The following is a 14,582-nucleotide window of genomic DNA, read 5'->3' as shown; positions in this document are numbered from 1 at the left end:
CGATCAGTCTTGTTCGCGGCTGACGCCCGGTGCATGGTGGTCCTATGGCATCGACCGCGCCTGATGAGGCGTCACTTTTCGCCGAATTGCAGAAGGTTCGGCGTGCGGGGCTGGTCCGGTTGCGGGGCCGCGCGCTGCCCGTCCTGGAGTCGGCCGCGGCCGGGACGGCGACCGGTGCCCGCACCCCCGGCGCCGCCGTGGAGGCTCTGCTGCGGCTCGCTGTGGCGCGGCTGGACGCCGGTACGCTGCGCACCGCCGCCGAGTACACCCTCGGGCTGGCGCAGGGCACCCGCGACTGGCCCGCGGCCTCCCGCCGCGCCAGGGCGGCCTCGGTGTACGGGGTGAGCGTCGAGCGGTTCCGCAAGGATCACGAGGTGATGGTCCTCGGCCAGGTCGCCGAGCACATCGTGCGCCTCGCGAGCCGGCCGGGCGGCGGATCCGGCGGGGCAGCCGACGCGGTCGCGGCCCGGACCGCTGACGGGGACGGCTCCGGTACGCACCGGACGGTACGGGTCGCGGCCGGCGGCCGGACCGTGGCGCTGACCCTCCATGTGCACCCCGTGGATCTGCTGCGCGACGTGGACGTGGTCGTCTCCCCGGTCAACGTCCACCTCGCGCTGCCCGAGCGCTTCAAATCCTCCGTCGCCGCTTCGCTGCGCCGGGCGGCCGCCGTGCACGGGGTGACCGGAGACCTGCAGGCTGATCCGCTCCACGACGAACTGCTCGGCTGGGCGTCCCGGCACGGCGCCGCGGGGCGCGCGGTGCTTCCCGGCACGGTGGCCGCCACCGGTGCGGGGGCGCTGGCCGGGCAGGGGGTGCGGCGGATCTACCACGCGGCGATCGCCGTCCCGCGGGCCGGGACCAACGACTACGACGTGCTGCAGTCCGACGTCACCCGGGCCACCTCCCGGGCGCTCGCGGTCCTGGCCGAGGAGCGTGACCGCTTCGACCCGCCGCTCCGCTCGGTGTGCTTCCCGCTGCTCGGCTCGGGGCGCGGCGGCCTGCCGTACGGCGCCGGCCTGGCCGCCGTGTGGGCCGCGGTGGAGGCGGACGCGGCGCGCGGCGCGGGCTGGGACCTGCACGTCGTGGTGCGTTCGCCGGAGGCGGCGGCGCTGGTGGAGCGGCTTCCGGCCGGGATCCGCCCGGCGCACGACCGACGGGCGACCAGGTGACCCGATGGAATGGGAGGGCATCCCGCGCCGCGTGAAGCCGGTGCCGAGGGTGTCCGCGGGAGGGCGCGCCGGGGGGCGCCCTCCCGCGCGAATTCCTGTCACAGCAGGGAGTTTTGACGGCCGATCACATAGTGTTCGCGAATGGGTGGTGGGATGGCGGAATGGGCTCACGGGGCGTCGGGCCGGACCGTGACCTGGCCGGCTCCCGACACCTACGTACTGGTCGAGGGCGTGCTGCTGCGGATGCTCCCGGACGACCCCGGGACGCCCGTGGGAACGGAGGTCGTCGTGGGGTACGACGCGGAGCGGCGGCGGCTCGTCGCGTACCGGGCCGCACCCGCCGGATCCACCCCGGCGGAGCAGGAGGAGGACGGGGGCGCACGCGGATGAGCACACCCGGCTTCGGTCTCGCGGAGAGCTACGACGAACGGCAACCCGTCGTGCTGCTCCTCGACACCTCTGCCTCCATGGCGCGGCCGGCGGAGAGCCCGCGGATCGAGGAGCTCGACGCGGCACTGCGACGCCTGTTCGACGGCGTGCGGGGGAAACTGCGCCTGCGCGCCCGGATGGAGATCTGCCTGATCACCTTCGACTCGCGGGTGCGCGTCCTCGATCCCACGCGGGGCGCGCTCGTCCCCGTCGAGGAGGCCCCCGCCGACCGGCTCTTCGTGCCGGTCGACGAGCTGAGCCCGCCGCACCTGACGGCGTCCGGGGTCACCCGGCTCACCGAGGCCGTGGAGACCGCGCTGGGCCTGGCCCGCCACCGGTACCGGACGCTGCAGGCGCAGCGGGTGCAGGTGCGGCGGCCTTTCCTGTGGGTCCTGACGGACGGGGCGCCCAGCGACGCGCACGGCCGCCGGGCGGATCCCGCGGCTGTCGCCGCCACGGCGCGGAAGGTGCGCAGCGGGGAGGAGCGGGGCGAATGCGTCCTCCTGGCGGTCGGAGTGCGCGGCGCCGACCTGGAACTGCTCGGGATGCTCGCGCCCAACGCCGCACTGCGGCTGGAGGGTCTGGACTTCGAGCAGATCCTGGGGTCGATGTTCCAGAGCTCGGACGTCATCGGAGCCTTCGGCGCCGTCGACGACATCCATGTCCAGGTGTCGGCCGAGATGAAGCGGCAGGAGCGGATCCGGCTGCTCGAGGAGAAGCACCGGTGATCGTCGCGGGGGCCGGCGTGCAGGGCACCGGCCATCTGGCCACCGGGCGCGGCTGCCAGGACGCGTTCCGGGCGGCAGACCTGGGCGACGCGGTGGTGCTCGCAGTGGCGGACGGCGCCGGCGGCAGGGAGCGCAGCGCGCTCGGTGCGCACCTCGCCGTGGACACGGCCTGCCGGGTGCTGGCCGAGGGGGTGCCCGGAACGGACGAGCCCCCCGGGGTGTGGACCGGCTGGGCCGCCGCGTGCGGGACACGGCTGGTCGCCGACCACCTGCGGGCCGCCGAAGGGATACTGCGCGCGGCCGGGCCCCCGGCACTATCCGGGCAGGCCGGGCCCGAGGAACCCGGCGGGCTGCCGCGGGCGCTCCAGGAACCCTCCGCGCCGCCGGTGGACACCGGAGCGCTGGCCGCCACGGTGGCCGCGGCTGTCCTCCGTCCGCCCTGGGTCGTGTTCGTCGCGGTCGGCGACTGCTTCGGCACGGTACTCACCCGCGGAACGACCGACCCCGGGCCGCCTCCCGGATCCGGCGGGTTGCCGATCGAGTCCCCCGGGCCGACTCCCGGGCCGGGCGGGCCGCCGCCGGAGGCCGCGGAGCGGTGCCACCTCGTCCTCCCGCCGCCCGGCCCCGGCGGACCCGGCCCGGTCTTCCTCTCCTCGCCCGGCGCCGCGCTGCGGGTGCGGTCGTTCGCCGTGTGGGAGCCGGAGCTGACCGGAGTGGTCCTGGCCACCGACGGCTGTACGGCGCTGACCCTCGACCATCCCTCGGCCCGCGCGCTCCCGCCGCAGGCCGGTCCGCTGCCCTCGGAGCGGTTCTTCTGCGGACTCGCGTCGACCCTCCGTGCCAACGGCGGCGACGCCGAACCCCTCAGAGCGCTGCTCTCCGGCCCGGAGGCAGCCCGTACCGGCGACGACCTGACGGTGCTGTGCGCCCTGACGGGCGGGTGGTGACAGTGGCTCTCACGGTGGAGTCCTCCGCCGGACACGCATGGCGCCTCACCGAGCGGATCGGCAGCGGCTCGGAAGGAGTGGTCTACGGCGTCGAGGACGACCGGCCCCTGGTGGCCAAGCTCGTCCCCGACCCGCCGGACCCGGCCGCCTACCGGCGCCGCCTCGCCCGGCTGGTCCGGCAGCGCCGCGAGCCGCGCACGGTCCGGCTGCTCGCCGCGACACCCCCGCGGGCCGCCTGGCCGATGGTGCTGGTGCGCACCCGGAACGCGGACGCCGACGGCTATCTGATGACCGACATGCGCCACGCCTACCGGCCGTTGCCGCAGCTGCTCTTCCCCACCGCCCGTCGGCACTTCCTGCCGGACGCGACCTGGGAGACCGCGCTCGCCGCCGCCTGCTCGCTCGCCCGGCTCCTCGCCGACCTGCACGCCGAAGGCTATGTGGTGGGTGATCTCAAGCCCGACAACCTCTGGGTGGACGACCGGGGCGCAGTCGGTGTGGCGGACGTGGACTCCTGGCACTTCCGGGACGGTGCCGAAGTGTTCCCCGGACGGATGAGCACCCCCGGCTACACGGCTCCGGAGCGGATCGGCGTACCCGCCGGTACCCCGCCGGACAGCGCCTCGGACAACTTCGTCCTCGCCGTCCTCGTCCACCAACTGCTCACCGAGGGCCTGCATCCGTTCGCCGGGCACCCCGCGGACGGTGCCGACTACCGCTCCTACGACGACAACGTCCTGCGGGGACGCTGCCTGCTGCTGGACCGGATGTCGGTCGTGCTGCCACCGTCCGCGCCGCCCACCGATCTGCTGCCGCGACGGATCCGGGATCTGCTCCGTGCGGCGTTCGGCGGAGTGCGCCCCACCGCGGCCGTGTGGGCCGAGGCGCTGGCGGCCGAAACGGCCCCCGGACGTCTGCGGACGTGCCGGGTCGACGCGGGGCACGTGCACACGGTCGAGCGCCCGTGGTGCCCCTGGTGCGACCTGGCCGACCGGGGCGCGGGCCGCCCCGGGGGCCGGGCCGGGCGAGCCGGCCCGCGCGTCGACGGCACAGCCGGCACCGGACAGCAGCGGAACGGGGCGGACGGCGGAAGGGGCGAGGTATGGCAGAGGTGACCCGGATCTCGGTGGCCCGGACGCTGGACCGCTGCACCGTCCTCGGCCCGGGGGCCCGTGCCGTGCTCTGGGTGCAGGGCTGCCCGCTGCGCTGCCGGGGCTGCGTAGCGGCCGAGACGCTGCCCTTCGAGGGCGGCACCGACCGGACCGTGCCCGAACTCGCCGACTGGCTGTGCGGGTTGCCCTCGGTGGAGGGCGTCACCCTCTCCGGGGGAGAGCCCTTCAGCCAGGCCGCCGGGCTGGCGGCACTGCTCGACGCGGTCCGCGCGCGGCGCCCCGACTTCAGCGCGATGGCCTACTCGGGCCTCACCTACGAGGTCCTGCGCCGGGGCGGGGCCGACCGGCGAGCGCTGCTGCGGCGCCTCGACCTCCTCGTCGACGGACCCTATGTGGCGGCCCTGCACGGCAGCCTGCGCTGGCGGGGCTCGTCGAACCAGCGTCTCGTCGCGCTCACCGACCGCTATCCCGAACTGCGTTCCCAACCCGACACCAGCGCCGGGATCGAGGTGTCCGTGGAGCCCGGGGGGGCGCTCTCCTGGGCCGGGGTGCCGCCGACTCGCGGGTTCCGCGCGGGGCTCGAGGCGCACCTCGCGGAACGCGGCTTCGTGCTGCACACCAAGGCCCGGAGGGACACATGAGTGGATCACCGAAGTACAGCACGGTCTCGGTCGCTTCCGCCTACGCCCGGCGTGAGGCGCAGCGCCGTGCCCAGCGTGAGGCCGAACGCCGCAGCCGGCAGGAACAGCGCGCCCGGGAGCGCGCCGAACTCGCCGCCCGGCGGGCCCGCGAGCGGGCGGCGCGCCGGGAACGGGCGCAGGCCGACGTCGAGCGCAGGCAGCGGGAGGCGGCCGATCGGCGGGCCGCGGAGCAGGAGGCGCACGCCTCCCGGGTACGCGAGGAGCAGGCCGCTGCCGACTCCCGCCGCCTCGACGAGGTGAACGACCTGCTCGTCCGGGTGCGGACCGCCGCACCGGCCGCCGAACTCGCCGCGATCGAGGAGCGGTTGGTCCAGTTGCGCGGGGAGGTCGGCGGCGGGGAGCCGCTCGGCGGGGCGGTCGAGGAACTGCGCGGCCGCCTCGTTCTGCTGAGCAGCCGAGGCAGCGCCGCGCAACCGGACGCCGGCTACGACACCGTACTGGCGCGGCTCGAACAGCAACTGGCCGCGGTCGGGCCGGACGGCGCGCGGCACGACCCGGAGGGCCGGCGGGAGAGCACCGAACTGCTCGACCAACTGCGGGCTGCCGCCGGATCGGGCGCGGAGACCCGCTTCGCCGCGCTGCTCGGCACGGTGGAGCACGCGCTCACCCGCCATGCCGGCACCGCGCAGCGCCACGCCGACCAGGAGCGGCTGCGGGTGGCGGAGGAGCGGCGCCGGAGCGAGGAGCACGCCGCGGCGCGGGCGGTGGCTGAGCAAGCCGCCGCGGAAGCCGCGGAAGCCGCGGAGGCCGAGGAGGCCGAGGAGGCCGAGGAGGCCGAGGAAACGGCCGTACACGAGCGGCGTGCGGCGGCGCTTGTCGAGGCGGCCGACCGGCTGGGCGTCGTGCGCAGCTCCGTCGCAGCCGTGGCGGCGGAGGCCCGCGAACTGGCGGATCCGGACCTCGCCGCCCGCGTCGAACGGGCGCTGCACACCGTCACCGGCGCCCTCGGCGCGCAGGCGGCCGAGGACGCGCTCGAAGCGGTCGGTGCCCTGGAGCGGCTGCTGCCCGAGGCCGAGGCCCGGCTGGACGAACTCCAGTTGGCCTTCACCCGGCGCAGCGACCTCGCCGAGGCGCTCCAGGACGCCATGTGCGGGGAGGGGTTCACCTTCACCGAGGGCAGCGAGCAGGGCGCGGCCTTCGTGCTGCGTTTCGAGCGTCCCAGCGGGGCGCGGTACGAGACGACGGTCGCCACGGAATCCGACGGCACCCCCGTGCTCGTGTACCACGTCGAGGGCGAGCCCGACGTGACGCTGCACCCGGCGGCGGAGGGTGCGGTCTGCGACCGTACCGAGGACCTGCTGGAGCGGGTGCATGAGGCGATGGGTGAGCGGGACGGCTTCCTGCCGGGCGAACTCACCTGGCAGGGCAAACCCCCCGGAGGGCAGGCCGGGCCGCTGCCTGGTGCGGGGCGGGGGCGGCGCGGGTGAACATGGCGAAGGGCGCCGGACCGGGAGCCGGTGCCGACCCGCAGCGGTCGGCGTCCGGTGACCGCCGCGCGGGAGCCGCGCCGCCGGACGACGGGCAACCGGTCGTGGCGGACGGGATGATGCCGCTGTGGGCGGTCTCGCTCGGCTGGGAACTCCGCCGCGGGCGGCAGGTCATCCTCAACGGGCAGATCCGGGACCGCTGGTGGTTCGACGACAGCCCGGCCTCCTTCCGGGAGGTGGTCGCCGGCACGCTGGCGGCGCGCGGTGCCGAGGTGGTCGGCTGGTGGGATCCCGTCGGCGGACTCACCTTCCCGCTGCCGGAGCATGCGGAGCGCTTCGACCGGCTGGCCGCCGCGCCGCCCGCGACCGGACGCGGCGACGGAGCGGTCCGCGACGGAGCGGGCAGCGGCGACCCGGGCGGCGCGGACAGCGGCGGGGGAGCGCCGGAGGCAGGAGCAACGGCGGACGACGGCAGCGCACCACGGCGGGACGCGGGGGAGCCGCCGGCGGCGGAGCCGACGGGGCGTCCCCGGCGCGACGGGGAGCGGCAGCGCAGCCGCGAGCGGCTGTTCGCCGCCCGCACCCCCGGGCGGCCCCGCTCCTTCGACGACGTCGTGGCCACCGTGCAGCGCCTGGCGGCCTCGCCCGAGGCGGCCACGGCCTTCGTCTTCGAGGACGTCGACCACCATCTGCCGGCCGACCGGCCCGAGTCGCAGCTGGGCTATCTCCGGCTGCGCGCCGCGATGGCCGGCGCCGTCACCCCGCACTCCGCCGAGGGCCCGCAGCCGCACGCCCGCAACGCCGTGCTCTGCGCGGTGGGTGATGTCGGCAGGCTGCCGGGCTGGTTCCATCTGGAGGATCCGCGGATCGCCGCGCTGCACATCGGGCCGCCCGATCCCAGCGAGCGGCGGCTGTGGCTGACCTGGCTGCTGCGGTACTTCGACGGCGGCCGCCACGCCGCCCGGTCCGATCTCGAGGCGCTGGTCGGAGCCACCGACGGGATGGCGGGCTGGGAGATCGAGTCCCTGGCCAGAACGTCGAGGCTGCGCGGCGCGCCGCTGCAGAAGCCGGACAAGCTTCTGGAACTGCACCGGCTCAACGTCAACGTCGACCCGTGGGCCCAGTTGGACCGGGAGACCGTCGCCCGTGCGGCCGACGCGCTCGCCTCCCGCGTGGTCGGTCAGCCCGCGGCCGTGAACGCCGTCGCCGCGGCCCTCCAGTCGGCCTTCGTCGGCGTCGACTTCGGCCACTCGGGGGCTGCCCGGCCGCGGGGCGCGTTCTTCTTCGTCGGGCCCACCGGGGTGGGCAAGACCGAACTCGCCAAGGCCGTGGCCGAGCTGATGTTCGGCGACCGGAGCGCATACGCCCGCTTCGACATGAGCGAGTACCAGCAGGAGCACGCCGCTGAGCGCCTGGCGGGCGCGCCGCCCGGCTACATCGGCTACGAGCAGGGCGGCGAGCTGACCCGGCGGGTGCAGGAACGGCCTTTCAGCGTGCTGCTCTTCGACGAGGTCGAGAAGGCCCATCCCAAGGTGCTGGACAAGTTCCTGCAGATCCTGGAGGACGGCCGGCTCACGGACGGGCGCGGACAGACCGCCTACTTCTCCGAATGCCTGATCATCTTCACCTCCAACACGGGTGCCGAGGAGCTGCGGACCCTGCTGGAAGGCAGCGAGGACGAACTCCCCTACTCCGCGCTCGAAGCGCACTTCACCCGGGCGGTGGAGGACCGGTTCCGGGAGAACGGCAGACCGGAGATCTACGGACGGCTCAAGCCGGGCGTCGTCGTCTTCGACATGCTGCGCCGCGAGCACATCGTCAGCATCGCCGACCGGCTGCTGGGGCAGCTCACCGAGTCGGTGCGCGAGCGCCACCGGGTGGAACTGGTCCACGACACGCAGACGCTGCACCCGTGGATCACCACACGGATGTCGGAGCCCGAGCACCAGGCGTACGGCGGGCGGCAGATCCGCAACGAACTGGAGCAGGTGCGGGCACAGGTCGTCCGCCACCTGCTGGAGCACCGTCCGGCACCGGGCAGCCGGATCCGGACGGAGATCGGCCCGGAGGGAGAGGTGCGGGTCACCACGGACACGACGGACACCGAGAGCGCCGGGAACTCGACCGGGACGGCCGAGACGTGGGGCACGTCGGGTATGCCGGGCCCGGCGGGCCGGGCGGTTGCGGCGGACGCGGCCGGGCAGGGCGGCCTCGCGAGCACGGCGGAAGGGGGCGGGCCCGCATGATCGCCATCGATCTCGGCCACCGGTTCGGCAGGGTGGCACAGCTCGGCACCGGCGGACATCCGGACGTGACGGCGAGCGAGTTCGAGGCCGTGGACGGCGTCCTGGAACCGGGCCGGGCACTGCCCGCGCTGCTGGACTCCGCCCCGCGAGGCACCGGCGCGGACGGCGCAGTCATCGGGCTGTCCGTGTCGGACGGCCGGGAGGAGGAGCTGCGGCGTGCCGCGGACGGCGTCGGGCTCCGCGTGGAGCGGGTCGTCCCGGACCCGGTTGCCGTGGCCCTGCACTACGGGGCGGCCGGTGAGGGCGTGGACCGCACGCTCCTGGTCTGCGACCAGGGAGCCACCACGCTGGATCTGAGCGTCCTGGCCGTCACCCCCGATCTCACCCTGCGCGTCCTGCGGACCCGCAGCCACCGCCTGGGCGGCGACGACTGGGACGCGGCGCTGGCCACCCGGCTGGCCGGACGCCTCCCGGACGGCGCCGATCCGCGCCGTTCGGCGGCGCTCCTGCGGCGGGCACTGGGCGATGCGGAGAGCGTCACCCGGGGGGTGCCCGACGCCGCCGGGGAGCCGCATCCGGTGTTCCTGGAACGGGCCGAGGTGGAGGAGGCCGGGGCGCCGTTGCGGGAGCGGACCCTGGAAGCGGTGCGCGAGGAACTGCTCGCCGCGGACCCGGCGCCGGACACCGTTCTGCTGGCCGGCGGCCTGTACGCCATGGCGGGCCGGCCGGCGGAGATCCGGGAGTTGCCGGCCGCGCAGGGCCTCACCGTGCGCTGCGACCGACCGGAACAGGCCGTGGTGCGGGGGCTGCTGGCGCTGCGGGACTTCGGCGTCCTGCGGTTCACCTCAGGCCCCGCGGCCCGGTCGGCCGTCACGCACGACGGGTATTTCCTCCCGGACCTCGACCCCGAGCCGACCCCGTCCTCCGAGCCGGGCCCGAGCCCCGATCCGGATCCCCTGTCCGGGCCGGAACTCGCTTCCTCGCCCACGCCGCACCCGGCACACGACCCCGGAGACCGGCGCCCACCGCACGAGGCGCACCCCACAGGATCCGGGCCGAACGCCGGGCCGAACGCCGGGTCGGACCGAGACACCGCACGAGGCCCCGATGCCCCGCCCACCACGGCCTCCGCGCCCGCCGCGGGCAGCGCACCGGCCTCCGGACCCGACGGGTATGCCCCGGCCGCCGCGGCGCCACCGCGGGCGACACCGCACGCTTCCGGCAACACCCCGGCACCGGACGACGGCGACACCGGGCGGCCGCTGCCGTCCACGGCAGACCGGGAACCCGACCTGCCCGGCACCGCGGACCCGCCGCACCCCGCACCAGGGGGCGCCGTGCACGGTCCGCCCGACCCGCCGCACCCCGCATCCCCCGGCGGCGCCACCGCGGATCCGCACGCCCTCGCCGCCGTTCCCGTCGAACAGCTCCAGGCGCTCCGGCGCGGCGACCACCTCCTCGTCCTGTGGGCGTGGCCCGACGGCGCGCTCAGTGCCCGGGTCCGCTGGCGGCGGGAGGGCGGCGCCGCGGGTTCCGGGCCGCGGGACGGGGACCTGGTCTGCCGGCGCCGGGTGTACGAGCACGACGGCGGCCTCGATCTGGCCGTCGGCCGGGGCGCGGTCACCCTCACCGTGGAGGCCCTGGTCGCGGATCCCGGCGCGGTGTGCGAGGAGGCCGCTTCGCTCACCGTGCCCGCGCAGCCGTCCCTGGTGGAGTACGAGCCCACCGTGCGGCGCCGGCTCACGGGCCGGGTCGCGACGGTCACCTTCACCTCCGAGGCCGGCTGCTATCTGCCCCGCCTCCGCATCGTCCACAGCAGGGGCCGGTTCCGCCCCACCAGCGCGTCCGAGGGCACCGTCCTGCACGAGGTGCCCGGGCAGCGGCTGCCCGCGGGCAGCCCGCTGGCCGTGGAGTTCCCGCTGCCCGCCACCAGGGGCCCCTCCTGGCTGGTCTGCTTTCCGGCGGACGCCGACGCGGGCACCGACTGCGACCTCGACATCCGTCCGACGGCGCTGCACAGACTGCGAGTGACCTGATGGCCAGACGGCACACCTGCCCCTACTGCTACGAGAGCTTCGCCGCGCGCGGGATCCGCTTCCGCTGCAACACCCGGCTGAGCCCGGCCGGGAAGAAGTGCGAGCGGCGCCGGGACCAGGTGCTGGACGAGCGGATGGGCCGGCGCCGCAGCCACGACCTCGGCCCCGACTTCGCCGCGGACGGACGCCGCCCGACCGCCCTCTGCCCGGACTGCGAGGGCGAGACGACCTATCGGATCTGTCCGGTGTGCCACTCCGAACTCCCCGTGCAGTTCGGCATGGTGGACAACCGGCTGATAGCGATGGTCGGCGCGAAAGCGTCCGGCAAGACCGTGTACATGACGGTGTTGCTGCACGAGATCCGGCACCGGGTGGGCGAGGCGTTCGGCGCCTCCCTGATGGGTCTGGACGACCCCACCATGCGCCGCTTCAGCACCGACTACGAGGACCGCCTCTTCCGCGACGGCCAGTTGTTCCCCGGCACCCAGACCGCCTCCACCAACCTCAACCGGGTGGACCCGCTGGTGTTCCGGTTCGGCCTGCGGCGGCGGACCCTGTTCGGCCACCGTCCGCAGCACACCGTGCTCTCGTTCTTCGACACCGCGGGTGAGGACTTCAGCTCGCGGGAGAGCGTCGAGCTGAACACCCGCTATCTGACCGGAGCCGACGGCATCATCCTGCTGCTCGACCCGCTCCAGATGCCGGGCGCCCGGGACGGGGCCGTGCCGGGGACGCCGCTGCCGGGCACCGAGGGGCTCGACACGCCCATGAACGTCCTCTCCCGGGTGACCGGCCTGCTGCTGGCGCCCCGCAGCGGCCGCTCCGCGCAGAAGATCGACACCCCGATCGCCGTGGTGTTCTCGAAGCTGGACGCCTTCTGGCACCTGCTGGAGAACAGCAGCCCGCTGCACGACCACGCCCCGCCGCGCGGCCGGTTCGAGGTGGGCGACAGCCTCAGCGTCCACGAGGAGGTGCGCAGGCTCCTCAAGGACTGGGACGGGGTGCCGGTCGACAACCTCCTGGAGAACCACTACACCCGCTACCGCTACTTCGGGGTCTCGGCCCTCGGCCGCAACCCCACCCCCGACGCCCGTGTCGCGGCCACCGGCATCCAGCCCTACCGGGTCGCCGACCCGCTGCTGTGGCTGCTGAGCGAGTTCGGTTCGGTGCCGAAGGCGGGCCGTGGATGACCGGCGACGCCGCACAGCAGCAACAGCCGGCAACGGGGCCGCACTTCCAGCAGCTCTACTACACCTCCTGCGAGCACGGGCTCACCGGATTCTCCGGTTTCCAGTTCAACGCCGTCAGCGAAGGCGTCACGGTCGACACCCGGCAGGCCGTGGAGGCCCTCGCCGGGTACGAGCCGCCCCGCTCCATGGTGGAGTCGGACACCCCGGAACTGCTCGACCGGTGCCCGGTCAACTTCTGCTACCGGCCGCACGATCCGCGGGGACGCAGCGGTACGGCGCTGTGCGTGCGCTACGCGGGCCGGGACTCGGCCCGCCGGTTCGGCAACTACTTCGCCCACGCCCTGCACAGCGAGGACTTCCCCGCCGCGGGCCGCGGGCTGCTCGGCATCGAACTGTGGGGCTCGCCGGTATGGGCGGCCGGCACCTCCCCGACGACCCGGATCCCGGTCCTCACGGCGCCGCCACGCGGTCCGCTCGGCCCCCGCACGGTACGCGGCTTCCTGGACGCGCATCCGCACGCCGAGCAGTTGCCGCACCTGCTGGCCGCCGCGTTCGCCGCGCTCACCGAGCACGGCTCGGTAGTGGTGGTCGACCGCACCACCGAGCGGATCGCGCACTGGTTCGCCGCCGTCTGCTACCTGCTGCCGCCGCCGCTCGCCCGACGCCTCTCCTTCGCCACCTATGTCTTCCGCCCGGCCCGCAGCAGTCTGCACCTGATCGGCACGGTGCCCGAGGCGCAGCTCGACTTCGGGCCGGACGAGGAGGACGCCTACACCGTCTTCGACTTCTGCCGCGGCCGGTTCCCCGACGACGTGCGGGCCGCACCGGATGTGCGCGCCCTGGTCGCGCTGCTCACCAGAATCGGCGTCGGAGCCGTCCGGCCGGTCTGGGCCTGGACCAAGGACTTCGCGCACGGCGCCGAGGAGAGCCCCGGCGACTGGCACGCCCCCGTCGCCGCGGCCGCGTCCTCGGGCGGGGTCGACCTCGCCGCCGCCGACGTCGACGCGCTGCTCGACTGGCTGCCCGCGGCCGAGCATCTGGGCCCGCTCGGCGCCCAGATCGCCGCGGACCTCCACCGCAGGCACCGGAACCTGGACGACGGCCGGCTGCGCCTGCTCAGCGGCGTCGCGCGAGCCGCCGGCGACACGGTGCTGCACCAGGAGATCGAGGGGAGGCTGCTGGAGTCGCGGATGCGGGCCCATATGGCCGGCGCCGCGGACGCGAAGGAGCCCGCACCCCTCAACGACCCGGACCTGCGCGCGCGGGCCACCGCACTCTGGGAGCGTCTGCTGCGGGACGAGGCGGCCACCACCCGCCGCCGGGTGCGGCTGCTGCTCTGGGCGCACGGCGCGCAACTCGCGCCCCCGGCGGAAGTGGTCGAGCGCGAGACGCTCACCGCGGCCCGCGCCCTGCTGGGCACCTCGGCGCCAGGGGCCGCACTCCGGCGGGAGGTCGAGCTGCTCGTCGCCACCGAGCCCCGGATGAGGGACGCGCTGGCGGCAGCCGTGCGGGAGGTGCTGGACGGGCGCGCGGGGCAGGAGCAGCTCTTCTCGCAGTTCCCCGCCGCACTGCTTCAGGAACGGGACCTGCGGGACAGCCCGCTGCTGCTGGAGCACTACTGGCGGGCGCGCGCCGAACGGGAGCCGGCCCGCACGGTGGAGCTGATGTTCCGGATCCTCCGGGTCCGCGGCCGGCCGCTGCCCGACGACGCGCTGCTGGAGGCGTTGTGGCGGCATCCCGCCCGGACCTGGACCCACCGGGAGGCGAGCGAGATCGCCCGCGGACTGCCACCCGAGGCGCTGGCGGACCCGGTGGTCGGCCGGTGGCTCGACCGCGCGGTCAACCGGCGTATCGAGACCGTCGCGGAGCTCGACCGCTGCCTGGAGCTGTGCGGGCTGTTGGCAGCGCCGGGCCGCTGGGCACGGCTGCCCGCAGACGTCCGGGCCCGGGTACGCACCACCCTCGACCTGGCCGCGGCGCTGCGCGGAGCCCGGGAAGCCACCGGGCTCGCCCGTGCGTTCTCCGTGCCCGAGGCGGACAGATGGGCCGGGCCGCAGGCGCTCAAACGCTATCGCCTGGTGCCCGCGATGCTGCGGCTGCCCGCCGACATCGGCGCCCTGGGAGAGCACCTCGGACACACCGGACACGCCCAGGCCGACCGCTATCTCGCCGCCGTGCAGCGCGCGGCGGCCGGCAGCGACCCGGTCGACGACATCCGGCTCAGCCATGTCGCCGCGGCCGCCGCGGCACCGGCGCGGGCCGGGCTGGCACAGGCCCACCTGGAGGCCGTCGACCGGATCCGGCTCCATGCCGCCCGGCACTGGCGGCCGGCGGACCTGCAGCGGCTGGAGGGCGCGGTGCGGCCCTACGACGCCCGGCTGGCCGACTGGTTCCACGCGTGCGCCGAGTCCCGGCTGAGCGGCCCGCGGCGGCTCGCACACCGGCTTCCGGGACTGCTGCGCGGCACCGGCGGCGCACGTTCCCGCGACGACTCCCGCGGCACCGGCCCCGAGGGCGCCGGAAGCGAACCGGACCGGCCGAGGCGGAGCCCGCGGTGGAATCCACGGAAGAACGACGGGGAGAGGTGACGCGCG

General features: G+C 75.5%; 11 protein-coding genes. All 11 read left to right on the top strand.

The features are described 5' to 3' along the window. Positions 1-44: 44 nt before the first annotated feature. Entirely contained in the window at positions 45-1,172 is a 1,128-nt protein-coding gene (locus P2424_RS21695) for a hypothetical protein (RefSeq protein ID WP_276477420.1), read from the top strand. A 153-nt stretch (positions 1,173-1,325) separates the two neighbouring features. Beyond that, positions 1,326-1,562 carry a hypothetical protein gene (locus tag P2424_RS21690; RefSeq protein WP_276477419.1) on the top strand — a complete coding sequence of 79 codons (237 nt, stop codon included), beginning with the start codon at positions 1,326-1,328 and terminating at the stop codon, positions 1,560-1,562. Beyond that, entirely contained in the window at positions 1,559-2,329 is a 771-nt protein-coding gene (locus tag P2424_RS21685; protein ID WP_276477418.1) for a VWA domain-containing protein, read from the top strand. Before P2424_RS21690 ends, P2424_RS21685 begins: the two co-directional genes overlap by 4 nt. Then, the gene (locus P2424_RS21680) at positions 2,326-3,276 is read left to right on the top strand and encodes a protein phosphatase 2C domain-containing protein (protein WP_276477417.1); all 951 of its coding nucleotides are present in this window, start codon (positions 2,326-2,328) and stop codon (positions 3,274-3,276) included. Before P2424_RS21685 ends, P2424_RS21680 begins: the two co-directional genes overlap by 4 nt. 2 nt (positions 3,277-3,278) lie before the next feature. After that, positions 3,279-4,391, top strand: coding sequence for a hypothetical protein (locus P2424_RS21675; protein ID WP_276477416.1), 1,113 nt, complete (start codon positions 3,279-3,281; stop codon positions 4,389-4,391). After that, positions 4,379-5,029, top strand: a complete 651-nt coding sequence (locus tag P2424_RS21670; RefSeq protein WP_276477415.1) for a 4Fe-4S single cluster domain-containing protein — start codon at positions 4,379-4,381, stop codon at positions 5,027-5,029. Before P2424_RS21675 ends, P2424_RS21670 begins: the two co-directional genes overlap by 13 nt. Further along, the gene (locus P2424_RS21665) at positions 5,026-6,516 is read left to right on the top strand and encodes a hypothetical protein (protein ID WP_276477414.1); all 1,491 of its coding nucleotides are present in this window, start codon (positions 5,026-5,028) and stop codon (positions 6,514-6,516) included. The genes P2424_RS21670 and P2424_RS21665 overlap by 4 nt, the downstream gene beginning before the upstream one ends. Positions 6,517-6,518: 2 nt before the next feature. Further along, positions 6,519-8,762: an AAA family ATPase gene (locus P2424_RS21660; RefSeq protein ID WP_276479069.1), complete on the top strand. Its 2,244-nt coding sequence runs from the start codon at positions 6,519-6,521 to the stop codon at positions 8,760-8,762. Further along, on the top strand, positions 8,759-10,798 hold the full coding sequence (locus P2424_RS21655; RefSeq protein WP_276477413.1) for an Hsp70 family protein: 2,040 nt from the start codon (positions 8,759-8,761) through the stop codon (positions 10,796-10,798). Before P2424_RS21660 ends, P2424_RS21655 begins: the two co-directional genes overlap by 4 nt. Further along, positions 10,798-11,988: a hypothetical protein gene (locus P2424_RS21650; protein ID WP_276477412.1), complete on the top strand. Its 1,191-nt coding sequence runs from the start codon at positions 10,798-10,800 to the stop codon at positions 11,986-11,988. Before P2424_RS21655 ends, P2424_RS21650 begins: the two co-directional genes overlap by 1 nt. Then, a complete protein-coding gene (locus P2424_RS21645) occupies positions 11,985-14,576 on the top strand; it encodes a GTPase-associated protein 1-related protein (RefSeq protein WP_276477411.1) in 2,592 nt (863 codons plus the stop codon). Before P2424_RS21650 ends, P2424_RS21645 begins: the two co-directional genes overlap by 4 nt. Positions 14,577-14,582: the final 6 nt, after the last annotated feature.

This window comes from Streptomyces sp. WMMB303 (assembly GCF_029351045.1).
In the GTDB taxonomy this organism is placed as follows: domain Bacteria; phylum Actinomycetota; class Actinomycetes; order Streptomycetales; family Streptomycetaceae; genus Streptomyces.
Note: the sequence above shows the minus strand (reverse complement) of the source record. Positions and strands in the feature narration are given on the sequence as shown.

Coding starts and splice junctions, on each gene's coding strand:
- P2424_RS21665 (WP_276477414.1), top strand. CDS start 5,026: ATGAGTGGATCACCGAAGTACAGCACGGTCTCGGTCGCTTCCGCCTAC.
- P2424_RS21660 (WP_276479069.1), top strand. CDS start 6,519: ATGGCGAAGGGCGCCGGACCGGGAGCCGGTGCCGACCCGCAGCGGTCG.
- P2424_RS21670 (WP_276477415.1), top strand. CDS start 4,379: ATGGCAGAGGTGACCCGGATCTCGGTGGCCCGGACGCTGGACCGCTGC.
- P2424_RS21685 (WP_276477418.1), top strand. CDS start 1,559: ATGAGCACACCCGGCTTCGGTCTCGCGGAGAGCTACGACGAACGGCAA.
- P2424_RS21645 (WP_276477411.1), top strand. CDS start 11,985: ATGACCGGCGACGCCGCACAGCAGCAACAGCCGGCAACGGGGCCGCAC.
- P2424_RS21650 (WP_276477412.1), top strand. CDS start 10,798: ATGGCCAGACGGCACACCTGCCCCTACTGCTACGAGAGCTTCGCCGCG.
- P2424_RS21695 (WP_276477420.1), top strand. CDS start 45: ATGGCATCGACCGCGCCTGATGAGGCGTCACTTTTCGCCGAATTGCAG.
- P2424_RS21690 (WP_276477419.1), top strand. CDS start 1,326: ATGGCGGAATGGGCTCACGGGGCGTCGGGCCGGACCGTGACCTGGCCG.
- P2424_RS21655 (WP_276477413.1), top strand. CDS start 8,759: ATGATCGCCATCGATCTCGGCCACCGGTTCGGCAGGGTGGCACAGCTC.